A 21,236-nucleotide genomic window follows, 5' to 3' on the forward strand; every position below is an offset into this window, starting at 1 on the left:
CCACCCGGGGGCGGGGCCCCCCCCCGCCCCCGCCCGGCGGGGGGCGGCGGGGGGGTGCCCATCGGGGGGGGGGGGGTTTTTTGGGGGGGGGGGGGCCGCCCCCCCCCCCCCCGGTAGCGCCGGGCCACGCCCGGCGTTTCCGTGAGGGGTTCCATCGCGGCTTTCCCGCACTTCGTCGCAGGCCGCTTGTCTGCCCGGCAGGCCGCCCTATGCTCGGCTTACCCCTTTCACCAAGGCGCCGCCGTGTTCGCCAGCCTCACTCTCATTTTCCGTCATCTGTTGGCCTGGGCCGCGGCGCTGGTCGTGGCCGGCATGGTCTGGAGCGGCATCTTCAGCGGCATGAACGATGGCCCGGGCTGGATCTTCGGCCTGCTGGCGATGTTCCTGATGATTACCGCGCTGGGCAGTGCGATCAGCCATGTGCGCCGGGTCTGGCTGGTGGCCGGGCGCCTGGACGCGAGCACGCTGTCCGGGCGCCAGCGTCGGCAGGTGGAACTGCCGATGGATGCCGGCCAGGCCTTTGCCGTGGTCGAGGCGGCCGTGGCCGAGCTGCCCCGGGTGGAGGACGTGGAAAGCGCGGCCGGCAGCCTGCAGGTGCGCGCCTACGTGCGCCGCGTCGACCCCTGGAACGGCCGCCAGCCCTCGCGCTGGAACCTGCCCGCGCGGCTGGCGATCAAGCGCAACGGTGTGCTGGCCACGGTCACGCCCGGGCAGGGCACCAGTACCGTCACCCTGCTGTTCGAGCCCGATGCGGGCTGGTGGGCCGATCTGCTGGCGCTGGACGAAGGCAGCAACTACGAGAATGCCGAAGCGGTCACCCGTGCGATCAGCCGTCGGGTGGCCGACCAGCGCCGCACCGAGCAGGCCGCCGCGGAGCAGACCCAGGTGGAAAAGGAGCTGTCGGTGGCGCGCCTGAACCTGCTGCACGCGCAGGTCGAGCCGCACTTCCTGTACAACACGCTGGCCAATGCCCAAGTGCTGACCCGCACCGATCCGGCGCGGGCCGAGCAGATGCTGGGACACCTGATCCAGTACCTGCGCAGTTCGTTGCCGCAGGTGGACGAATCGATGTCGACCCTCGGCGTGGAGCTGGAGCGTACCCGCGCGTACCTGGAGATCCTGCGGATCCGCATGGGCGCAAGGCTCGCGGTGGAGGTGCAGGTGCCGCCGGAACTGCATGCGGTGAAGCTGCCGGCGATGGCGCTGCAGACGCTGGTCGAGAACGCGATCAAGCACGGCCTGGAGCCCAAGCCCGGAGGTGGAACGATCTGGATCCTGGCGCGCGGCTTCGACGACCACGTGACGGTGACCGTGGCCGATGATGGGCTCGGTTTCAGCCAAGGCACCACCAGTGGCACCGGCATCGGCCTGAAGAACCTGCGCGAGCGGCTGCGCCTGACCTGCGGCGAGCAGTCCGGCGTAGCGATCGTCGCCAATTTCCCCAGCGGCGTTGCTGCGACCATGACATTGCCGCCATCCAGCAAGGAGCGCAGCCATGCCGCTTGAAGCCCTGATTGCCGAGGACGAGGAACTGCTGCGGCAGTCGCTGGTGGACCAGCTGCGCCGGCTGTGGCCGGAGCTGAAGCTGGTGGCCGAGTGCGAAGACGGCGCCAGTGCACTGGAGCAGCTGGCCGAGAAGCAGCCGGACATCGCGTTCCTCGACATCCGCATGCCGGGCATCACCGGCATCGAGGTCGCGCGTGCACTGTCCGAGCTCAGCCCGCGCACGCAGGTGGTGTTCGTCACCGCCTACGACCAGTACGCCATCGATGCCTTCGAACAGGGTGCGATGGACTACCTGCTCAAGCCGGTCAGCGATGAGCGCCTGCTGGCCACGCGCGAGCGCATCCTGGCGCGGTTGCCCTCCACGCGCCACGATGATGCGGTGCTGGAACGCCTGCTGCAGCGTCTGGGACCGGGACAGAACGATGACCGCCCGCCGCTGGCGTGGATCACCGCCAGCAATGGCCGCGAGACCCAGCTGATCATGCTGGAGGACGTGGTCTACTTCCGCGCGGACAACAAGTACACCACCGTGATCACCGCCGCCGGCGAGAGCCTGCTGCGCACCCCGCTGCGCGAACTGCTGGAAGTGCTCGATCCGCAGCACTTCCGCCAGATCCACCGCTCGACCATCGTCAACATGAAATCGGTCGCTGCGGTCAGCCGCGACGATACCGGGCGCGGTGTGCTGCGCCTGCGCCAGCGGCCGGAAACGCTGGTGGTCAGCCAGCCCTTCATGAGCCTGTTCCGCGGCATGTAGCCGCGACGTTGCATCTGCCCCGAGGAATGACCATGCCCCGTCTGCTGCTTGTGTGTGCTGTGCTGCTGGCACTGGCCGGCTGCGAAAAATCCAGCAATTCCTCGATTACCCGCGCGCGCGCCAACGGCGTGGACACGCTGTACAGCAAGGGCACCGTCGTCGATGGTCAGGCGCGGTTCCAATGCATCGCCAGCAGCAGTGGCAGGTGCCACTATCTCGTGCTGGCCCCGGCCTGCAGCACCGAGGCCACCTGCGCCACGCCGCCCCTGCGGCGTTTTTCGGTGGCCGTAGGCCAAACCGAAACCATGCGAGGCCTGCCCGAGGGCTTCCACCAATGCGTCAGCCAGGACCCGATAGAACAATGCCACCGTGAGTGATCACGGTGGCATTGTGGACCCCCCCGTTTTCCGCAAGGGTCAGTAGGCAGGCTGCAGCGTCAGTTCGTGATGGTGTTCGGTTTCGCCTACATGGTTCAGCCGCCCGACCAGTTCGGAGTGCTGCTTCATCCGTCCGATCTCGGTCATGATGCGGATGTCCTCATGGCGCAGCTCGCGCCTGGCGGTGACCGCCTGCTTGTAGTCCAGCACTTCCGGGTAGTGCTCGGCCAGGTCCAGCGCCTCGGCCACATGCTCGACGCTGTCGGCCTTGGAACTGATGCGGGCCCGGCTGTTGAAGGCTTTCATCCAGCGCTCGAAGCCGGCCTGCTGATCGAACATGTTGGCCATGAACCAGATCACGAACAGGATCGAGACCCATGAGCCGAACACGATCACCACGCGGGTGAAGGTGATATGGAAGTCGTCACGCCACAGGTAGTTGGCGATCAGGCCCAGAATCACCAGCGACGCCGCCTGCCAGCCGATGATGGAGGCGATCAGCCACTGGCACTTGGCCTGGGCCAGCACCGCCACTTCATCGCGGATCTGCTGCTCGCTGAGATTGCGCCAGTGCGCGACCTGTTTGTCGAACGGGCTGCTGTAGAGCTCGTTGTCGCGAAGCAGAATTCCCAAACCCTTGAACAAAGCAATCATGGCTGGCTCCTTGTGGAACGTGCGTCGATCAGCGTTGGACGGTGTGGCGGGTTCAGTTCTAGCACTTCCAGCGAGCGGTGCAATGGGCGGAACGCCAAGCGGCGTAAGGGTCTTGTCCGGCCGGGTGAAGTTTTGTGCGATGCAGCACAGTGCCCGCACCCTGCGACAGGATGTCGCAGGGTGAAACGTGCTGCGGACGCACATGAAACCGGGGATGAGCAGGGATCCCGGCAATCGGCCTCGTCTTCGGCCTGAATCGGCACCGACCGCGCAGCCTGCCAGGCCCGGTGCGGATGAAAACGGGCGCCTCGCGGCGCCCGTTTCCCTCATCTCACCAGACTTTGACCCGCTTGTCGGGGGCCAGGTACAGCTTCTGGCCCTCCTTCACCTCGAACGCCGGGTACCAGGCGTCGATGTTGCGCACGGTGAGCGCGCGGAACTGGCCCGGCGCGTGCACGTCGGTCAGCAGCGAATTGCGCAGCGCCTGCTCGCGGCTCTTGCTGCGCCATGCCTGGGCGAAGCCGAGGAAGAAGCGCTGGTCCGGGGTGAAGCCTTCCAGGGTCTGGCCCGGCTTGCCCTGCAGCGACAGCTGGTAGGCGTCGTACGCCGTTCCCAGACCGGCGACGTCGGCGATGTTCTCGCCCAGCGTCAGCTTGCCGTTGACGTGCACGCCGGGGAACGGCTCGTAACTGCTGAACTGGGCCGCGAGCGCGTCGCCGGCGGCGTTGAACTGCTTCAGGTCCTCGGCGGTCCACCAGTTGTGCAGCTTGCCGGTCTCGTCGAACAGCGCGCCGGCATTGTCGAACCCGTGGCTGATCTCATGGCCGATCACCGCACCGATCGCACCGTAGTTCACCGCATCATCGGCGGCCCCATCGAAGAACGGCGGCTGCAGGATCGCGGCCGGGAACACCAGGCGGTTCTCCAGCGGCACGTTCATCGCGTTGATGGTCTGCGGCAGCATCGCCCACTCACCGTGGTCGACCGGCTTGCCCAGCTTGGCGATGTTGCGCTGATACTCGAACAGCTCGGCCCGCTGTGCATTGCCCAGCGGGTCGTCGCGGCGGATTTCCAGACCGCTGTAATCGCGCCATTTTTCCGGATACCCCATGCCCACGGTCAGGCCGGCCACCTTTGCCTTGGCGCTGGCCTTGGTCTGCGGCGACATCCACGACAGCGCGTCGATGCGCCTGGCGAACGCGGCGATGATGTTCTTCGCCATTTCGTCCGCGCGCTCCTTGGTCCTGGCGTCGAAGTGCTTCTCGACATAGCGCTTGCCGATGGCCTCACCGACGGCGTGGTTGGCATCATCCACCGCGCGCTTCCAGCGATCGCTCTGCTGCGGCGTGCCGCTCAGCGCGGTGCCGTGGAAGGCGAAGCGGGCATCGGCGAACTTCTTCGGCAGGTACGCCGCGGCGCGATCCAGCGCATGGAAGGCCAGGTAATCCTTCCAGACCTCCAGCGGCTCGGTGGCCACCAGCCTGGACAGCCCGGCCACCGCCCTGGGCTGCCAGACGATGAAGTCCTGCTGCTTGCCCAGTGCAGCGGCATCGAGGAAGGCGGTCCAGTCCATGCCCGGGGCCTTGGCGTTGAAGTCAGCCTGGGTCCAGGGGTTGGCACCCTTGGTCACGTCGTTGGTTTCTTCCTGGGTGGCGTGCGCCTGCGCGATCTTCGTTTCCAGCGCAACGATGCGCTGCGCCTTGCCGGCCGGGTCGGCGCTGCCGGCCAGCTGCAGGAGCTGCGCGATATAGGCCTGGTACTGCTTGCGCAGTTCGGCCATGCGGCCGTCGCCCAGATAGAAGTCGCGGTCGGGCATGCCAAGTCCGCCCTGCACCAGATACGGCGCGGTGCGGTCCGGCTGCAGCAGATCGACCGAGACCCACAGGCCGAACAGGCGGTCGGTGTAGAAGTTGGTGGCATTGAGCAGGTCGACATCGGCGCGCATGTCGCCGCCCAGCGCGCGGGCCAGGCCGGCCTTGTCAGTGATCGCATCGATCGCCTTCAGCTGCGGCTGCACCGGCGCGATACCGCGCTGCTCGATGCCGGCCTCATCCATGAAGGCGGCGTAGTAATCGCCGATCAGCTTGTCCTCGCCGCTGGCCTGGGCATTGCCGGCAGCGCCTTCGAGGATGGCGCGGGTGTCGGCCTGGGTCTTCTCCGCGATGACGTTGAAGCTGCCGAAGCGCGAGCGGTCGGCGGGGATCTGGGTGTTCTTCACCCAGGTGCCATTGGCGAAGCCGAAGAAATCGTCGCCGGCGGCGATGCTGCGATCCATGCCGCTGGCATCGAAGCCGAAGCTGCCCAGCATCGGCTTGGCGGCTGCGGGGGCGGATGCGGCCGGCGCGGCGGTACTGGCCGCCGGATCGGCGGCGCGGTCGCAGGCGGCCAGGGACAGGCTGGCAGCAATGGCCAGTGCCAGGGTGGGACGGCGCAGCTTGGACATGGACTTCTCTTGCGGCGGGAAAACGCCAAGTCTAATCCGCTCCGATGCGATGGGTCGCACCGTTGTGGCGCAAGGCTGTGCACGATCTGGCTGAACGCGGTGCGGCGATCTTCACGCCGTCACCGCCGTGGTGCATGCTGCATGCCGGACCCCTGCGCGGACGCAGGGCGGTGATCCGGCGTGGCGGGCCCGGCGGTCAAGAATGGCAGTCGCCGGCCGCTGAGGTCGGGGATGTGGAGGAATCGTTCGCGCATGAAGCCAGCCGACTGGACAGGGAACACCCACCGATGCCCGCGCTGAAACGCGCGTTGGCCCGGCCACTGCGCGCCATCACCTGGGGCGGGGTGGTGCTGGGCGTGCTGCTGGTGGCCGGTCTGGCGATGATGCTGGTCAATGACCACCATCGGCGGTTGGAAGCGGCGCAGCGGCAGAGCCGGGCACTGGCGGTCGGCAGCGAGCGCCTGCTGGCATTGCAGCTGCGCAATCTGGAGCGGGCGATGGGCGGCATTTCCGCCGACGCCGCCGAGCTGTTCCGGAGCGTGCCGGCACAGGCACCGCGGCTGCTCGATGCGGCCGTGGCCGGCGTGCTGCAACGGCACGCCGAGCTGCACAGCATCGTGGTGCTCGACAGCTACGGACGTGCGCTGACCGCGGGCCAGGGCGACCTGCAGCTGCCCCTGTGGACCGATCCGCAACGGCGCGGCCCTGGCAGTGCGCTGTACATCGGGCCGCCGCAGCGGGGCAGCGATGATGGCTGGGTGGTGCCGCTGGCGCTGCCGCTGGACGACGACCGCTGGCTGCTGGCGCGCCTGCGCTGCGGCGAACTGCAGCGCATCATCGGCGGGCTGGACGTGGGCCCGAACGGCCTGGTGTCGATCAGTGATGCCGAAGGCTATATGTTGGCGCGCGTGCCCGATCCGCATGGCACGGTCGGACACCGCTACGCGCTGCCCGGGCGCGATCTGCTCGGCAGGCAGGCGGTGATCGAACTGGGGAACATGCCCGGCGTGGTCGACGGCGTGCCGCGCATCACCACCATCAGTACGCTGGAACGCAACCCGCTGGCGGTGCAGGTGGGCCTGGCCGAAAAGGACGTGCTGGCGCCGTGGTGGCCCTACCTGCAGGCATCGGTGGCCATCGTGCTGGTCTATGTGGCCGTGCTGCTGGTGCTGTTGTTCGCCGTCCGGCGAACGATCCGCCGGCAGCAATCGATGGCCGAGGAACTGCAGGCCGGCAATGCGGAACTGCGGCTGGCCCACCAGGTCGGGCGGGTCTGCACCTGGTATGTCGATGAGGACGCTGCACTGCTGCGCTGGTCACCGCTGGCACGCGAGATCTTCGGCGTACAGACCGACGCGCTGCCGGTGGCCGATTTCTTTGCCCGGGTGCACCGCGATGATGCCGCACGGCTGCAGAAGGCGTTTGACCAGGCATTTGCCGGCAACGCGGTGATGGATGAGGTATTCCGCCTGGTGCTGCCGGGGGGTGCGGTGCGCTGGGTCGGCGCGCGGGGCCAGCGCGTGCCGGTGGCCGATCGCCAGCGGCGCATGATCGGCGCGCTCACCGATCTCAGCGAGCGGTATCAGGCCCGTGAACAGATGAACCAGGTCGAACGGCGCTTCCGCCTGCTGTTCGACCGCAATCCTGCGCCGTTCTGGGTGTTCGATCCGGACACGCTGCGCTTCATCGAGGTCAACGATGCGGCCGTGCGGCAGTACGGCTACAGCCGTGAGGAATTCCTCACCATGAGCATCCTCGATATCCGGCCGCGGGAAGGGTGGGACGAGGTCAAGGGAGCCATCGCGCGGGCGCGCGTGGGCGACCTTCCCGATGCTGCCGTGCGCCTGCACCGGCGCAAGGATGGCAGTGTGTTCGAAGTGCGCGCGCATTTGTCCCGGCTGGATTTCGATGGCCAGCCGGCCTGCCTGGTACTGGCCGAGGATGTCAGCGAGCGGATGGCCTATGAGCGCGACCTGGCTTACCAGGCGCGGCACAACCCGGCGACCGGGCTGCTCAACGTGCGCGCGCTGACCGAGCAGCTGGATGCCCAGGCGGAGGGCTATACCATCGCCTTCGTGCAGCTGCGTGGCCTGCAGCTGGTGGCCGACACGCTGGGCCGGGAGATCGGCGATGCGGTGCTGCAGTCGATGGCCTCGCGCCTGGCTGTGCTGGCGGCACGTTACGGCGCGCTGGCCTTCCAGCCGGCGGAAGATTTCGTGTTCGCCATCGGCGCCGCGCATGACACCCGGCGCGTACTCGACGATCTGCTGCAGATCGTGTCGGCACCGATGCGTGGCAAGGATTCGCTGCACCAGTTCGAGCCGCGCATCGGCGTGGCGGTGCACACGGCAGATGATGGCCACAGCGCCGAGCAGGTGATCGGCATGGCGGCACAGGCGGCGCACGCCGCGCGCGCCGAAGGGGATGTGGTGGCCTGGTTCGACGCTGCGGTGACCACGCGCCTGGCTGATCGCCTGCGCCTGGCCGGGCGCATCCATGCGGCGATCGACAGCGAGTTCCAGCTGTACTTCCAGCCGATCCGGCACGCCAGCGACGGCAGTCCGGCGGCACTGGAGGCATTGCTGCGCTGGCCGCAGGCCGATGGCAGCTTCATTCCTCCCAACGAGTTCATCCAGCTGTGCGAGGACACCGGCCTGATCCTGGCCCTGGGGCGCTGGGTGATCCGTGCGGCGGCCCAGGCGCAGCGGCGCCTGGTGGAGGCGGGTTGGGGCGATCTGCCGATCGCGGTGAACGTGTCGGCCGTGCAGTTCTTCAACAGCGACCTGGTGGCCGAGTTCACCCGTGCCCAGCAGGACTTCGGCCTGGCCCGCGGCGCGCTGCATGTGGAGCTGACCGAGAGCAGCCTGATGCGCAAGCCGGCGCAGGCGATGCAGACCATGCAGCGCCTGCACGAGCAGGGCATCTGCGTGTCGCTGGATGATTTCGGTACCGGCTACTCCAGCATGTCCTACCTGCAGCACCTGCCGCTGGACATCCTCAAGATCGACCGCAGCTTCGTCGCCGACGTGGAGACCAATCCGCGCAACGCATCGATCTGCAGGGCGTTGCTGTCGCTGGGCCACAGCATGGGCCTGACCATCATTGCCGAAGGCGTGGAAACGCCGGGGCAGCTCGACTGGCTGGCCGCGCACGGTTGCGACCAGGTGCAGGGCTACCTGCTGGGACGTCCGGCCCCTCTGGAGCGGATCATCGGCATGCTGGACGAGGTCGCTGTCTAGCCCATGTTGCGGCTCGCCGGGCACGGCCTTGCGCCCGCGTGTCACGGGTGTTGTCCGGTGGCGCGGTCAGATCCCGGCCTCCACCAGGTAATCGATGAAGCTGCGCACCTTCGGCGCGAGGTGGCTGCGACTGGTGTAGACGGCGAAGATGCCGATCGGCGCCGCTTCCCAGTCCGGCAGGATGCGCACCAGGCGGCCGTCGGCCAGCGCCTCCTGGAGCAGGAAATCCGGTTGCAGGATCACGCCCATGCCAGCAATGGCCGCCTCGCGCAGCACGTCGCCGTTGTTGGCGCGCAGCACGCTGTTCACCGTGACCTGGACGTCGCCTCCGGGGCCGTGCAGTGGCCACTGGTCGCCGCCGGCCCAGTAGCTGTAGCCCAGGCATGCGTGATCCTGCAGTGCCTGCGGCGTGGCCGGCGTGCCGTGCGCAGCCAGGTAGGAGGGCGCCGCGCACAGACTGATCCGCGATTCGCCCAGGCGACGCGCGATCAACGTGGGCCCGGGCTCGCGGGTGATGCGGATGGCCACGTCGTAGCCTTCTTCGACCATGTCCACCAGGCGGTCGGACAGGGCCAGGTCCAGTTCCACCTGCGGGAACCGCTCGCGGAAGCCGGCCAGCAGCGGGCCGAGACGGGCGATGCCCCAGCTGACCGGCGCATTGATGCGCAGCAGGCCGGACGGTTCCAGTGCCTGTGCGCCGATGCTGGCCTCCAGTGCGTCGAACTCCGCCAGCAGGCGCACGCACTGCGCGTAGTAGGCGGCGCCGGCACTGGTCGGGCTGACCCGGCGGGTGGTGCGGTGGAGCAGCCGCGTCGACAGGCGCTTCTCAAGCGCCGCAACCTGCCGGGTGACGCCGGCGGTGGACATATCCAGTGCCTGGGCGGCCGCACTGAAGCCATTGCGCTCGACCACGGCCACGAACACACGCATGGCGTCCAAAGTGTCCATTGTTGCGCCTTATGAAATAAATACGGTCGAATCATCGTATTTATCGGCATCGGTCGGCGCAATAAGCTGTGCTTCTTCCCTTTCGAGGCCCCGCCATGACGACCTCTGCTGCTTCCGCTCCCCCGCTGGCGCCCTATGGGGCGACGCTGCTACGCCTGGCCCTCGGCGTCCTGTTCCTGATCCATGGGCTGACCAAGCTGCTGGTGTTCACCCCGGCCGGCACCGCGGCGTTCTTCGAGTCGCTCGGTCTGCCGGGTGTGCTGGGTTACCTCACCCTCGCGGCAGAACTGGTGATTTCCGCAGCCCTGCTGCTCGGAATCTACGCGCGCTGGGTCGGGCTGGCCGGGGTGCCCCTGTTGCTGGGCACCATCGTCACCGTGCACGGCGCGAACGGCTTCGGCTTTGCCAATGCTGGCGGTGGCTGGGAGTACCCGGCCTTCTGGGCGCTGGCGCTGGTGGTGCTGTTCCTGGTCGGTGACGGCCGCTGGACCCTGCGTTCGCGTTGAGCGCTGGCTGATACTGCAAACGGAGAATTCCATGTCCCGCCTGCCTTCGCTGTACATCTCGCACGGCTCCCCGATGACTGCGCTGCAGCCGGGCGAGGTGGGCGTGCGCCTGGCCGAACTGGCCCGCGACCTGCCCACGCCGCGCGCCATCGTCATCGCCTCGGCCCACTGGCTGGGGCGGCAGCCGTTGGTCGGCGCCCACCCGCAACCGCCGACCCTCCATGACTTCGGCGGCTTCCCGCGCGCGCTGTTTGAACTGCAGTACCCGGCACCGGGCGATCCGGCGCTGGCCGAAGACATTGCCGGGCGCATCGCCGCGGCAGGCCTGCCGGTGGCCATCGATACCCAGCGTGGTCTCGACCACGGCGCCTGGGTGCCGCTGCGCCTGCTGCGTCCGCAGGCCGACATTCCCGTGGTGCCGGTATCGATCCAGCCGTTGCTGGGGCCTGCGCACCAGTTTGCGCTGGGCCGCGCGCTGGCACCTCTGCGCGAACAGGGCGTGCTGCTGGTCGGCTCGGGCAGCATCACCCACAACCTGCACGACTGGGGCGACTACCAGGACGGCAAGGAAGCGCCCTATGTGCGGCCGTTCATCGAGTGGGTGGAGCAGCGGCTGACGGCCGATGACCGCCCGGCGCTGTTGGACTACCGCCGGCAGGCACCGTTCGCCGAACGCGCCCATCCCACCGATGAACACCTGTTGCCGCTGTTCTTCGCGATGGGTGCGGCCGGTGACGACCGCTTCGGCGCACGTCGCATCGATGCCGGCGTCGATGGCGGCTTCCTGGCGATGGACATCTACCGCTTCGACGGGGCATGAGCCTGTGCTGACGCAGCGTCGCCGCGGTTGTCGCAGCCGTGGTCGCCTGTGGTAGTTTTTTCCGGGTTTCCGGCGCTGGCTTCATGCCCCCCGCGCGCCGCTTCCTGGAAGAAGCATGCATACCATTGAAGTCGTGCTGGCGATGCTGGTGGCGGTCGTCGCCAGCGGATACCTCGTCCGCGTCCTGCCGTTCTCACTGCCGCTGCCACTGGTGCAGATCGGTCTGGGCGCGGTCATTGCCGGCGTGTTCAACCGCGGCCATGCGCTCGAGCCGGAAGTGTTCTTCCTGCTGTTCCTGCCGCCCCTGCTGTTCCTTGACGGCTGGCGCATCCCCAAGCAGGGCCTGTTCCGCGACAAGGGCGCGATTCTCGAGCTGGCGTTCGGCCTGGTGGTGTTCACCGTCATCGGCGCCGGCCTGCTGATCCACTGGATGATCCCGGTGATGCCGCTGGCGGTGTGCTTCGCGCTGGCGGCGATTGTTTCGCCGACCGATCCGGTGGCCGTTGGAGCGATCGCCTCCAAGGCCCCCATTCCCAAGCGGCTGATGCACATCCTCGAGGGCGAATCACTGCTCAACGACGCCTCCGGTCTGGTCTGCTTCCGCTTCGCGGTGGCGGCGGTGATGACCGGTACCTTCTCGCTGGCCACCGCTTCGCTGACCTTCCTGTGGGTGGCGGTGGCGGGCCTGGCGGTGGGCGTGGCGGTGACGCTGGGCGTGTCGACCTTCCAGCGTTGGTTGTGGCGCCGTTTCGGTGAAGAGCCGGGTGCGGCGATGCTGGTCAACCTGCTGATCCCGTTCGCGGCCTACCTGCTGGCCGAAGAGATCAATGCCTCGGGCATCCTCGCGGCGGTCGCGGCCGGCATCTCGATGAGCTACGTGGAAATGACCGGCCGTGTTTCCGGCAGCATGCGCGTGCAGCGCGCGGGCGTGTGGAACATGCTGCAGTTCAGCTTCAACGGCATCATGTTCGTGCTGCTGGGCGAGCAGTTGCCGGGCATCGTCGAGCGTGCAACCACCACGATGAACGAGACCGGTCACCAGAGCGCGTGGTGGCTGCTGGTGTACGTGCTGGTGATCAATGCCAGCCTGATCGCCCTGCGCCTGCTGTGGGTGTGGCTGTCACTGCGCTGGAACCTGCTGCGTGCGCGTCGGCGTGGCCTGGAGCGGGGCGAGGCGCCGAACTGGCGCATCGTGGTGGCCACCTCGGTGGCGGGCGTGCGCGGTGCGATCACCCTGGCCGGCGTGCTGACGCTGCCACTGTTCCTGCCCGATGGCAGCCCGTTCCCCGCACGCGACCTGGTGATCTTCCTGGCTGCAGCGGTGATCCTGTTCTCGCTGGTCGGCGCCAGCGTGGCGCTGCCGCAGCTGCTGAAGGGCCTGCAGTTGCCGGCCGACTCCGGTGAGCGCAAGGAAGAGGATCTGGCCCGCCGGTTGTCTTCGAAGGCGGCGCTGGCCGGGGTGGAGCGCAAGCGGCAGCAGCTGGTGCTGAACCAGAACACCGAGAACGTGCAGTTGTACAACGACGCGGCCTCGCGGGTCAGCCTGCTGTACCAGCGGCACCTGGATCGCGAGAACCCGGACGTGGATCCGGAGAAGGTGAAGCGGATGGAGGAGGGCTATCGCCAGTTGCGCAGCGCCGGCCTCACTGCCGAGCGCGAGGAACTGTTCCGCCTCACCCGGCGCGGAGTGATCTCCGACGAGATCTCGAGGCGCTTGATCCGCAACCTGGATCTGCTGGAGTCGCGCAAGCGCGAGTGACCGGCCCTGTGCATCGGGGTCGGATCCCTTTCCCGCGGAAAGGGATCTGACCCCGGGCTCCGTCAGGCCGGCTTCTGGTCGAGGAAGTAGGCCTCGACCTTGCCTTTGACCTTGATCGTCATCGGGTTGCCGCGACGGTCACGGGCCTTGCCGGCCTGCACGCGGATCCAGCCTTCGCTGACCGAGTATTCCTCGACGTTGTCGCGCTCGACGTCGTTGAAGCGCACGCCGACGCCGCGCTCCAGCGCCTGCGCATCATGGAAGGGGCTGGCCGGATTGATCGCCAGGTGGTCGGGAGGGGTATCGCTCATCGCATCATTCACAGTGACGGCCACCAAGGCCGGCTTCAGCGATACAGGATAAACCGTAGAATGCCGGCCTGCCCCGAGGAGTTCCCGCCATGCCCGACAACAGCGACTACTTCGACTTCGAGGAGGACGTCCATGATTTCGATGAGGATGGCTTCGAAGCGCGGGTCTGGAACCTGCTGGTACTGATCAACCCGGGCGACGATGAGCTGGCGCTGCAGCAGTTCAACCGCTGGCGCGAGCTGCTGGCCGAAGCCGGCGAACCGCTGGAGGCAGACGCCGATTGGCTGCCGCCACTGCTGTCCGCGATCGGTTGGCAATCCGGCTTCGAGGTGGAGCGGGATGACCTGGAAACGCTGATATCGGCGGTGAACGAGCTGTCCGCGCGCTTCAACCTGCAGCTTGACTGGGGCGGCGACCTGGACGATGAGGATTTCACCGAAGACCTGGATGGCGTGCAGCTGATGTCCACCGCCTTCGACCGCCTGCGCGAGCACAACTACACGCTGTGGAGCGTGGATGCCGGCAGCGCGGGTTTCACCGGCTGGATGGCACTGACCCGTGACGATGACGCCATGCTGGCGCTGTGCTCGCTGCTGAACGTGGAAATCCGCCTGGGCAGCGACCCGTTCTGAGCGTCATCCCGGTTCGCCGGGCCATGCCAGGTGGGGGGCACTGCGGCCTACGGCCGGTACTGCGCCCGCGCGTTGGCGATCACCGCTTTCACCTGTGCGCGGTCGGTGTGCCGTGAAATCGCCACGGCACCCAGTGCGATCGCCTGTGCGCGCAGCTCGGTGGTGACGTCGTAGTGCGCGCCGCTGGCCTTGTTCTGGAAGGCCCGGCGGGGGATGCCGAGCTGCGCCGCCATGGCGTGCAGCTCGGCCAGGGTGTCGGCCATCAGATGCGCCCAGCGCTGGTCGCGCCAGGCATGCACTGCGTCATCAACGTAGACCGTCACCGCCGCGGCCGGATCAGGCCTGCGGCTTGCCGTCGGCGTCGGCGGCCGGAGCAGCCTCGGCGTCAGCGGTACCTTCGGCAGCGCTGGCTTCTTCGGCCACATCGCCTTCAGCGGTCTCGCCCTCAGCTTCCACGCCTTCGAACTCGGCGACCAGCGCGTCCAGGTACTCGTCGGCGGTCTGGCCCGCTTCGGCGGCCAGGGTATCCAGCAGCTTCTGCAGCAGTTCGGAATACTCCAGGCTGACCTTGCGGCCTTCCTTCTCCTGCACGTTGGCCAGGTGCTTGAGCATGGCCAGCATCGGCACCGGGTTCTCGGCATTGCCCATGGTCTGACCGCCGATGGCCAGCAGCCACTCGCGACCCTGCAGGCCGATGGCGGCGACCACCTGGCCGTCCTCGCTGGTCAGCACGGCGTGGTTCTGCACCTGCTGCTGGGCGTTCAGACGGAGGAACGGGCGCTTGGCCTGCTGCTTCTTGCGCTGGTCGCGCTTGGCCTTGGAAGACTTGGACATCGGGGGTGTCACCTGAAAACGGAAAGACCCCCATTGTACCGGGTGCGCCGGGCCATGCCCCTGGTGGGTGCGGACCTTGGTCCGCATGCTTTCCCGGATGTGCGGACCAAGGTCCGCACCCACCGTCTACTTTGCCTCACCCTGCGCCGCCTGTACGTCCGCGTCGATGACCGGCGCCGACAGACCCACCTGTGGACCGGCGCCGGCCAGCGCGGCCTGCTCGGCGGCGCGGGTCATCACCACGATGCTGATGCGGCGGTTGATCGGGTTCTGCGGGTCGGCCCGGTCGAACAGCACCGATGAGGACAGGCCGACCACGCGGGTAATCTTGCTGTCCTCCAGTCCGCCATCGATCAGGGCGCGGCGGGCCGCATTGGCGCGGTCGGCGCTCAGTTCCCAGTTGCCGTAGCCGCGGGCGGCGGTGTAGGCGGTGATGTCGGTGTGGCCGGTCAGGCTGATCCGGTTCGGCACGTGGTTCAGGTACTCGGCCAGCTCATGCAGGATCTGCTGCGTGTACGGCTTGAGCGTGGCACTGCCGAGGTCGAACATGGGCCGGTTCTGCTTGTCCACGATCTGGATGCGCAGGCCTTCCGGGGTCAGGTCCAGCAGCAGCTGGTCCTTGAACGGCTCCAGCGCCTGGCTGCGGCTGATCGCTTCCTGCAGTTCCTTCATCAGCTGTTCCAGCTGCTGCTTGTCGCGCTGCTGCTGGTCCACCGGGTGCGGCACGGCTTCCTGCTGGTTCTGGAAGGGATCGTTGCTGCTGCCACGCGAGATGTCGGCGGCGCCGCCGAGCTTGATCATCGACGTGCTGGCACCGCCCGGCCCGGCCATGCCCGGGGCCGGCGTGGCGCTCTGGCCACTGAGCGGGCTGGGGTTGCGGAAATACTCGGAAATGGCCGCACGATCGTTCTTGCTGGTGGTGGCCATCAGCCACAGCACCAGGAAGAAGGCCATCATCGCGGTCACGAAGTCGGCATAGGCCACCTTCCACGAGCCGCCATGGTGGGCGGCATGGCCGGCCTTCCTGACCTTGCGGACGATGACGGTGGGTTTGCTCTCGGCCATGGCTTACTTGACCGTCTTCAGGTGCTGCTCGAAATCGGAGAAGGCCGGGCGCACGTTCGACGGCAACGTCTTGCGGGCGAATTCCAGCGCGATCTTCGGGTTGTAACCGCGCAGGCAGGCCAGCAGTGCGGTCTTCACCGATTCGTAGATGCGGCTGTCCTGCTCGGCACGTGCTTCCATCGCCGCTGCCATCGGGCCGACGAACCCGTAACCGAGCAGGATGCCCAGGAAGGTGCCGACCAGCGCACCGGCGACATGGCCGCCGACCTCGACGATGTCGCCGCCGATCGAGCCCATGGTGATGACGATGCCCAGCACCGCCGCGACGATGCCGAAACCGGGCAATCCGTCGGCCACCTTGGTCAGCACCTGCGACGGGGCCATCGCTTCGGCGTGGTGCTTTTCCAGCTCCAGTTCGAGCAGCGGCTCCAGTTCATGCGGCTCGATGTTGCTGCCGATCATCAGGCGCAGGCAGTCGGTGATGAAATCGATCAGGTGGTGGTCGGCCTGCACCTTCGGATAGTTGCCGAACACGGCGCTCTCGGCCGGGCGTTCGACGTGGTCCTCCAGCGCCATGAAGCCTTCCCGGCGCGCCTTGTTGAGCAGTTCGTAGAGCAGGCTGAGGACGTCGATGTAGTCCTGCTGCTTGTAGCGCGGGCCCTTGAACACGCCGACGATGGCCTGCAGCGTCTGCTTGACCGTCTTGGCCGGGGTGCCGACCAGGAACGCACCCAGCGCGGCACCGCCGATGATGACCAGTTCGTAGGGCTGCCAGAGAGCCCCCAGGCGGCCGTGGGCACCGAGGTAGCCCCCGATCACGCTGATGATGACGACCAGGAATCCAACGATGATGAGCATGGGGCAACGCAGGGAGGGGGGATATCTCCTTGTCGGCCCACCCTGCGGATTTCTGAAGAGGGAATTCTGTGAAACCGGTCGGCGGGGTTGTCTCAGCCCGCCACGCCGCTTTCCGCACCGCCACGCTGCAACGGGTTGGGCCAGGCCTCGCCGTTGCCGGCAAACGAAAGTGAGACGGAGTTCAGGCAGTGGCGCTCATGGGTGGGCGGCGGCCCGTCCGGGAACACGTGGCCGAGGTGGCTGCCACAGCGGGCGCAGGTGATCTCGGTGCGGATCATGCCGTGGCTGGTATCGCGGATCTCACGCACGTGTGCCGCGTCGTAGGGGGCGAAGAAGCTCGGCCAACCGGTGCCGGAATCGAACTTGGTGCTGGAGCGGAACAGGGGCAGCCCACACAGCCGGCAGCAGTAGACACCCTCACGCTTGTTGTCCAGGAACACGCCACAGAACGGTGCTTCGGTGCCGTGCTGCAGCAGCACGCGGCGTTCTTCGCTGCTGAGGCCGGCGACCAGGGTGTCGGTCTGGGAGGCGGTAGGGGGCGTCAGGTCGAAGGCACTCATGCTGGCTCTCCGTGGGGTCGATGGCCTGGGGATGCCTGCAGACGTGGGGGTGTGACCGCCGTCTTGCAAGTGTGAGCTGCGTTCATGGGCGGCACACGGGCGCGGGCGCATGGTGGGGAGGATTCCTGCTGGAGCGTGCCATGAAGACCCTTTCCATCTGGGTGCTGTCGGCTCTGCTGCCCCTGTCGGCACAGGCCCAGGTGCCCACCACACCGCCGACCACCACCCGCAGCACCACCACCGTGGCGCCAGCGCCGGTGACGCCGCCCCCACAGCCGGCAAGACCGCAGCCGCAGGTCCTGCCGTCACCGCAGCCGACGCAGCCGATCAAGTCCACCGGCCCGGCGCAGGTGGTGCCGACGCCGGCGCCGAAGCTGCCGGACAAGGTCTATGACCGCAACGGGCGCATCGTTCCCGGCGTCAAGCCGGTCGGCCCGAACCGTGTGTTCGACTCCCGTACCGGCCGCTACTACGACAGTGTGCCGGCCGGCAGTGGCCAGCAGGTCAAGCCATAGGGCAGCCTGCCACCCGCGGCGGGCGGTGACCGCGCCGGCTGAACGCCTGAAAACACACTGCTGCCGCTCACGGCTTTTTCGCCTGTGATTAACCGCCGCAGGACCACCGTGGCCCTGCGCCGGCATCCCGCCGTCGCATGTCCTTCGTCCTTTGGATCGCGATCATGAAGAACCCGCAGAACCGTCATCCCGGCAAGGAAGCGCAGAGCCATAAGCCGCAACAGCAGCAACAGCAGCAGATGGACGCGCAGCGGCCGCAGAAGGGCGGCAAACAGCAGGAGACACGTCAGCAGCAGGGCTCGATGAAGCACCCGCAGCAGCGCTGACGCCCCTGGAACAGGGCCGGAACCCGCCGCGCGGGCTCTGGCCCTTCATTCGGGAATCGGCAGGCTGAGCGTCTCCTTGACCTCTTCCATGACGATGTAGCTCTTCGATTCGCGCACGTGCGGCAGGGTCAACAGGGTGCTGCCCAGCAGTTTGCGGTAGGAGGCCATCTCGCTGATCCGCGCCTTCAGCAGGTAGTCGAAGTCGCCCGACACCAGATGGCACTCGAGCACGTTGGGCAGCTTCAGCGCCGCGCGCCGGAACTCCTCGAAGATGTCGCCGGACTTGTAGGCCAGGCTGATCTCCACGAACACCAGCAGGCTGGCCTTCAGGGCCGTGGGATCGAGGTGGGCGTGATAGCCGGTGATCACGCCCTCGCGCTCCAGCCGGCGCACGCGCTCGGTGCACGGGGTGGTCGACAGGCCCACGCGCTCGCCCAGCTCGGTAAAGGAAATGCGGCCTTCGGCCTGGAGGATGCGCAGGATCCTGCGGTCGATCTTGTCCAGTTCACGGGGGCGGGCGGCCATGGGCGTCAACCTGGGGAAGTGAATCACGGGGAAACATCTTGCCCGCAGCGTGAAAAACAGGCAAATCGCCTATGAATGGAAGAATATACTTCCCCGATTATGGCCCTGGCGTGCTCAAACGCAGGGAATGATCGGGTTGGAGAATTTCCATGCGAGTCCTAGTTCTCGGCAGCGGCGTGATCGGCACCACCAGTGCCTGGTACCTGCGACAGGCCGGGTTTGATGTCACGGTCGTCGACCGCCAGCCCGGCCCCGCGCTGGAGACCAGTTTCGCCAATGCCGGCCAGCTGTCATTCGGCTACACCTCGCCCTGGGCCGCGCCCGGCGTGCCGAAGAAGGCGATCGGCTGGCTGTTCGAGAAGCATGCACCGCTGGCGATCCGTCCCGGCATGGATCTGGCCCAGTACCGCTGGCTGTGGCAGATGCTGCGCAACTGCACCCACGAGCGCTATGCGATCAACAAGGCGCGCATGGTGCGCATGTCCGAGTACAGCCGCGATTGCCTGAACGAGCTGCGCGCGCAGATCGGCATCGAGTTCGAGGGGCGCGACCTGGGGACCACCCAGCTGTTCCGCACCCAGCAGCAGCTGGATGCCTCGGCACAGGACATCGAGATCCTGGCCCGCTATGGCGTGCCGTACGAAGTGCTGGATCGCGCCGGCATCATCGCCGCGGAACCGGCGCTGGCGCACGTTGATGGCCTGGTCGGTGCGCTGCGCCTGCCGCGTGACCAGACCGGCGACTGCCAGCTGTTCACCCGCCGCCTGGCGCAGATGTGCACCGATGCCGGTGTCGAGTTCCGCTTCGACCAGGACATCAGCGCCATCGAGTCGGATGGAGAGCGCATCACCGGCGTGCGCATCGCCGGCAAGGTGGAGACTGCCGACCGCTATGTGGTCGCGCTGGGCAGTTACTCGCCGGCGCTGGTCGCGCCGCTGGGCATGCGCCTGCCGGTGTACCCGCTGAAGGGGTATTCGTTGACCCTGCCGATCACCGATCCGGCCATGGCTCCGACCTCGACCATCCTCGATGAGAGCTACAAGGTTGCTGTAACCCGCTTCGACAACCGCATCCGTGTCGGTGGCATGGCCGAAGTGGCCGGTTTCGACCTGTCGCTGTCACCGCGTCGCCGCGAGACCCTGGAGCTGGTGGTTCGTGACCTTTACCCGAAGGGCGGGGACCTGTCGCGCGCGCAGTTCTGGACCGGCCTGCGCCCGGCCACGCCGGATGGCACGCCGGTGATCGGCGCCACGCCCTTCCGCAACCTGTATCTCAACACCGGTCACGGCACCCTGGGCTGGACCATGGCGTGTGGTTCAGGTCGCTACCTGGCCGACCTGATGAGTGCACGCCAGCCACAGATCAGCACTGAAGGCCTGGACATCTTCCGCTACGGCCAGTTCGGCCATGCCCCGCAACACGAGAGCCGCACATGCGTCCTGCCCGCGCGCTGATCGATCTGCACGCGCTGCGCAGCAACTACCGGCTCGCCCGCGAGCTGGGGGGCGGCAAGGCGCTGGCGATCATCAAGGCTGATGCCTATGGCCATGGCGCCGTGCGCTGCGCGCAGGCCCTGGAAGACGAGGCCGACGGCTTCGGGGTGGCGACCATCGAAGAGGCGCTGGAGCTGCGCAAGGCCGGTATCCGCGCGCCCATCCTGCTGTTGGAAGGCATTTTCGAAGCCAGCGAGATGGCGCTGGTGGCCGAGCATTCGCTGTGGTTCTCGGTCGGCTCGCCGTGGCAGCTGGAAGCGCTGGCTGCCTTCGACAGCCCGCATCCGTTGACGGTCTGGCTGAAGCTGGACAGCGGCATGCATCGCCTGGGTCTGGACGTGGAGACCTTCCGCGCCGCACACGCGCGCCTGCAGGCGATGCCGCAGGTGGAGCGGATCGTGCTGATGACCCATCTGGCGCGTGCCGATGAACTGGACAGCGAACGTACCCACGAGCAGGCCGCCACCTTCGCACGTGCAATCGAGGGCCTGCAGGGTGAGACCAGCGTGTGCAATTCGCCGGCCCTGCTTGGGTGGCCCGACGTGCGCAGCGACTGGGTGCGCCCGGGGCTCATGCTGTACGGCGCCAACCCGATGCCGGACGACACGGATCTGACCGCGCGGCTGCGCCCGGTGATGACCATGCAGTCCAAGGTGATTGCCGAGCGCTGGATCGAAGCCGGTGAGCCGGTGGGATATGGCGCGCGCTTCGTGGCCAAGGCGCGTACACGCGTGGGCGTGGTGGCCCTGGGCTATGCCGACGGCTATCCCCAGTTCGCGCCGAACGGCACCCCGGTACTGATCGACGGCCAGCCTGGCGTGCTGATCGGTCGGGTTTCGATGGACATGCTGACGGTGGACCTGACCGCACATGCACAGGCCGGCGTTGGCAGTGTGGTGGAACTGTGGGGGCAGGCCCCGACGCTTTCGGAACTGGCGCCACGTTGCGGGGTGAGCGCCTACCAGCTGCCCTGCGCGGTCAAGCGGGTCGCCCGCGTCTACCGCGATTGATGCGCCGCCGGGGGGGGGCCCGGCCGGCACGGGGGGGGCAACCCCCAGGCCCGCGGGGGGGGGGGGTTGGCAAGGTTGGCCCGGGCCCCGCCCCGCGG

At 67.6% G+C, this 21,236-nt stretch carries 22 protein-coding genes; 12 read left to right on the top strand and 10 right to left on the bottom strand.

Going from position 1 to position 21,236, the window contains the following annotated elements; genetic code table 11:
* Positions 1-243: 243 nt before the first annotated feature.
* From ACVOME_RS16895 to ACVOME_RS16905, 3 genes are read left to right on the top strand one after another with little or no spacing between them, the layout of a single operon-like run.
* Positions 244-1,506, top strand: a complete 1,263-nt coding sequence (locus ACVOME_RS16895; RefSeq protein ID WP_053518853.1) for a sensor histidine kinase — start codon at positions 244-246, stop codon at positions 1,504-1,506.
* A complete protein-coding gene (locus ACVOME_RS16900; RefSeq protein ID WP_065182534.1) occupies positions 1,496-2,263 on the top strand; it encodes a LytR/AlgR family response regulator transcription factor in 768 nt (255 codons plus the stop codon). The genes ACVOME_RS16895 and ACVOME_RS16900 overlap by 11 nt, the downstream gene beginning before the upstream one ends.
* Before the next feature lie 32 nt (positions 2,264-2,295).
* Positions 2,296-2,640, top strand: a complete 345-nt coding sequence (locus ACVOME_RS16905; RefSeq protein WP_481505312.1) for a hypothetical protein — start codon at positions 2,296-2,298, stop codon at positions 2,638-2,640.
* A gap of 39 nt (positions 2,641-2,679) precedes the next feature.
* Here the strand turns inward: ACVOME_RS16905 and ACVOME_RS16910 are convergent, their stop codons facing one another.
* Positions 2,680-3,294 carry a hypothetical protein gene (locus tag ACVOME_RS16910; RefSeq protein ID WP_053518857.1) on the bottom strand — a complete coding sequence of 205 codons (615 nt, stop codon included), beginning with the start codon at positions 3,292-3,294 and terminating at the stop codon, positions 2,680-2,682.
* Between the two features lie 331 nt (positions 3,295-3,625).
* Positions 3,626-5,737: a M13 family metallopeptidase gene (locus ACVOME_RS16915; protein WP_065175391.1), complete on the bottom strand. Its 2,112-nt coding sequence runs from the start codon at positions 5,735-5,737 to the stop codon at positions 3,626-3,628.
* A 287-nt stretch (positions 5,738-6,024) separates the two neighbouring features.
* On the opposite strand from ACVOME_RS16915, the gene ACVOME_RS16920 reads away from it, so the two are divergent.
* Positions 6,025-8,976, top strand: a complete 2,952-nt coding sequence (locus ACVOME_RS16920; RefSeq protein ID WP_253119815.1) for a bifunctional diguanylate cyclase/phosphodiesterase — start codon at positions 6,025-6,027, stop codon at positions 8,974-8,976.
* A gap of 66 nt (positions 8,977-9,042) precedes the next feature.
* Here ACVOME_RS16920 and ACVOME_RS16925 read toward each other — a convergent pair whose 3' ends face one another.
* Positions 9,043-9,924: a LysR family transcriptional regulator gene (locus tag ACVOME_RS16925; protein WP_053520278.1), complete on the bottom strand. Its 882-nt coding sequence runs from the start codon at positions 9,922-9,924 to the stop codon at positions 9,043-9,045.
* A gap of 95 nt (positions 9,925-10,019) precedes the next feature.
* On the opposite strand from ACVOME_RS16925, the gene ACVOME_RS16930 reads away from it, so the two are divergent.
* The 3 genes from ACVOME_RS16930 (at position 10,020) to ACVOME_RS16940 (ending at position 13,009) form a co-directional block, all read left to right on the top strand.
* A complete protein-coding gene (locus tag ACVOME_RS16930) occupies positions 10,020-10,430 on the top strand; it encodes a DoxX family protein (RefSeq protein ID WP_053520277.1) in 411 nt (136 codons plus the stop codon).
* A gap of 31 nt (positions 10,431-10,461) precedes the next feature.
* Entirely contained in the window at positions 10,462-11,250 is a 789-nt protein-coding gene (locus ACVOME_RS16935) for a dioxygenase (RefSeq protein ID WP_197571860.1), read from the top strand.
* A gap of 115 nt (positions 11,251-11,365) precedes the next feature.
* A complete protein-coding gene (locus ACVOME_RS16940) occupies positions 11,366-13,009 on the top strand; it encodes a Na+/H+ antiporter (RefSeq protein WP_053520275.1) in 1,644 nt (547 codons plus the stop codon).
* Positions 13,010-13,071: 62 nt separating this feature from the next.
* On the opposite strand, the gene ACVOME_RS16945 is transcribed toward ACVOME_RS16940, so the two are convergent.
* Entirely contained in the window at positions 13,072-13,320 is a 249-nt protein-coding gene (locus ACVOME_RS16945; protein WP_053520274.1) for a DUF3297 family protein, read from the bottom strand.
* An 89-nt stretch (positions 13,321-13,409) separates the two neighbouring features.
* Here ACVOME_RS16945 and ACVOME_RS16950 point away from each other — a divergent pair, with 89 nt between their 5' ends.
* Positions 13,410-13,952, top strand: a complete 543-nt coding sequence (locus ACVOME_RS16950; RefSeq protein ID WP_065175387.1) for a DUF6630 family protein — start codon at positions 13,410-13,412, stop codon at positions 13,950-13,952.
* A 47-nt stretch (positions 13,953-13,999) separates the two neighbouring features.
* Here ACVOME_RS16950 and ACVOME_RS16955 read toward each other — a convergent pair whose 3' ends face one another.
* The 5 genes from ACVOME_RS16955 to msrB all read right to left on the bottom strand — a co-directional run bounded on the left by ACVOME_RS16955 (position 14,000) and on the right by msrB (position 17,269).
* Positions 14,000-14,275 carry a DUF4031 domain-containing protein gene (locus tag ACVOME_RS16955; RefSeq protein ID WP_111186594.1) on the bottom strand — a complete coding sequence of 92 codons (276 nt, stop codon included), beginning with the start codon at positions 14,273-14,275 and terminating at the stop codon, positions 14,000-14,002.
* A gap of 13 nt (positions 14,276-14,288) precedes the next feature.
* Complete coding sequence (locus tag ACVOME_RS16960; RefSeq protein ID WP_053518232.1) at positions 14,289-14,786, bottom strand: hypothetical protein; 498 nt, start codon at positions 14,784-14,786, stop codon at positions 14,289-14,291.
* Positions 14,787-14,912: 126 nt separating this feature from the next.
* Entirely contained in the window at positions 14,913-15,851 is a 939-nt protein-coding gene (gene motB / locus ACVOME_RS16965) for a flagellar motor protein MotB (RefSeq protein ID WP_481505313.1), read from the bottom strand.
* A 3-nt stretch (positions 15,852-15,854) separates the two neighbouring features.
* Positions 15,855-16,709: a flagellar motor stator protein MotA gene (gene motA, locus ACVOME_RS16970; protein WP_053518236.1), complete on the bottom strand. Its 855-nt coding sequence runs from the start codon at positions 16,707-16,709 to the stop codon at positions 15,855-15,857.
* A 92-nt stretch (positions 16,710-16,801) separates the two neighbouring features.
* Entirely contained in the window at positions 16,802-17,269 is a 468-nt protein-coding gene (msrB, locus tag ACVOME_RS16975) for a peptide-methionine (R)-S-oxide reductase MsrB (protein WP_053518238.1), read from the bottom strand.
* Between the two features lie 140 nt (positions 17,270-17,409).
* Here msrB and ACVOME_RS16980 point away from each other — a divergent pair, with 140 nt between their 5' ends.
* Together ACVOME_RS16980 and ACVOME_RS16985 are read left to right on the top strand one after the other, a co-directional pair.
* Entirely contained in the window at positions 17,410-17,784 is a 375-nt protein-coding gene (locus ACVOME_RS16980) for a classical arabinogalactan protein 4 (RefSeq protein WP_481505314.1), read from the top strand.
* Positions 17,785-17,921: 137 nt separating this feature from the next.
* Entirely contained in the window at positions 17,922-18,110 is a 189-nt protein-coding gene (locus ACVOME_RS16985) for a lana protein (RefSeq protein ID WP_481505315.1), read from the top strand.
* Between the two features lie 45 nt (positions 18,111-18,155).
* Here the strand turns inward: ACVOME_RS16985 and ACVOME_RS16990 are convergent, their stop codons facing one another.
* A complete protein-coding gene (locus ACVOME_RS16990) occupies positions 18,156-18,635 on the bottom strand; it encodes a winged helix-turn-helix transcriptional regulator (RefSeq protein ID WP_053518243.1) in 480 nt (159 codons plus the stop codon).
* A 149-nt stretch (positions 18,636-18,784) separates the two neighbouring features.
* Between ACVOME_RS16990 and ACVOME_RS16995 the strand changes: the two genes are divergently transcribed.
* A complete protein-coding gene (locus ACVOME_RS16995) occupies positions 18,785-20,089 on the top strand; it encodes a D-amino acid dehydrogenase (RefSeq protein ID WP_481505316.1) in 1,305 nt (434 codons plus the stop codon).
* The gene (gene alr, locus ACVOME_RS17000) at positions 20,068-21,138 is read left to right on the top strand and encodes an alanine racemase (protein WP_053518246.1); all 1,071 of its coding nucleotides are present in this window, start codon (positions 20,068-20,070) and stop codon (positions 21,136-21,138) included. The genes ACVOME_RS16995 and alr overlap by 22 nt, the downstream gene beginning before the upstream one ends.
* The last annotated feature ends 98 nt before the right edge of the window (positions 21,139-21,236 follow it).

This window comes from Stenotrophomonas sp. STEN008 (assembly GCF_056760435.1).

Coding starts and splice junctions, on each gene's coding strand:
- ACVOME_RS16900 (WP_065182534.1), top strand. CDS start 1,496: ATGCCGCTTGAAGCCCTGATTGCCGAGGACGAGGAACTGCTGCGGCAG.
- ACVOME_RS16905 (WP_481505312.1), top strand. CDS start 2,296: ATGCCCCGTCTGCTGCTTGTGTGTGCTGTGCTGCTGGCACTGGCCGGC.
- ACVOME_RS16910 (WP_053518857.1), bottom strand. CDS start 3,294: ATGATTGCTTTGTTCAAGGGTTTGGGAATTCTGCTTCGCGACAACGAG.
- ACVOME_RS16915 (WP_065175391.1), bottom strand. CDS start 5,737: ATGTCCAAGCTGCGCCGTCCCACCCTGGCACTGGCCATTGCTGCCAGC.
- ACVOME_RS16920 (WP_253119815.1), top strand. CDS start 6,025: ATGCCCGCGCTGAAACGCGCGTTGGCCCGGCCACTGCGCGCCATCACC.
- ACVOME_RS16925 (WP_053520278.1), bottom strand. CDS start 9,924: ATGGACACTTTGGACGCCATGCGTGTGTTCGTGGCCGTGGTCGAGCGC.
- ACVOME_RS16930 (WP_053520277.1), top strand. CDS start 10,020: ATGACGACCTCTGCTGCTTCCGCTCCCCCGCTGGCGCCCTATGGGGCG.
- ACVOME_RS16935 (WP_197571860.1), top strand. CDS start 10,462: ATGTCCCGCCTGCCTTCGCTGTACATCTCGCACGGCTCCCCGATGACT.
- ACVOME_RS16940 (WP_053520275.1), top strand. CDS start 11,366: ATGCATACCATTGAAGTCGTGCTGGCGATGCTGGTGGCGGTCGTCGCC.
- ACVOME_RS16945 (WP_053520274.1), bottom strand. CDS start 13,320: ATGAGCGATACCCCTCCCGACCACCTGGCGATCAATCCGGCCAGCCCC.
- ACVOME_RS16950 (WP_065175387.1), top strand. CDS start 13,410: ATGCCCGACAACAGCGACTACTTCGACTTCGAGGAGGACGTCCATGAT.
- ACVOME_RS16960 (WP_053518232.1), bottom strand. CDS start 14,786: ATGTCCAAGTCTTCCAAGGCCAAGCGCGACCAGCGCAAGAAGCAGCAG.
- motB (WP_481505313.1), bottom strand. CDS start 15,851: ATGGCCGAGAGCAAACCCACCGTCATCGTCCGCAAGGTCAGGAAGGCC.
- motA (WP_053518236.1), bottom strand. CDS start 16,709: ATGCTCATCATCGTTGGATTCCTGGTCGTCATCATCAGCGTGATCGGG.
- msrB (WP_053518238.1), bottom strand. CDS start 17,269: ATGAGTGCCTTCGACCTGACGCCCCCTACCGCCTCCCAGACCGACACC.
- ACVOME_RS16980 (WP_481505314.1), top strand. CDS start 17,410: ATGAAGACCCTTTCCATCTGGGTGCTGTCGGCTCTGCTGCCCCTGTCG.
- ACVOME_RS16985 (WP_481505315.1), top strand. CDS start 17,922: ATGTCCTTCGTCCTTTGGATCGCGATCATGAAGAACCCGCAGAACCGT.
- ACVOME_RS16990 (WP_053518243.1), bottom strand. CDS start 18,635: ATGGCCGCCCGCCCCCGTGAACTGGACAAGATCGACCGCAGGATCCTG.
- ACVOME_RS16995 (WP_481505316.1), top strand. CDS start 18,785: ATGCGAGTCCTAGTTCTCGGCAGCGGCGTGATCGGCACCACCAGTGCC.
- alr (WP_053518246.1), top strand. CDS start 20,068: ATGCGTCCTGCCCGCGCGCTGATCGATCTGCACGCGCTGCGCAGCAAC.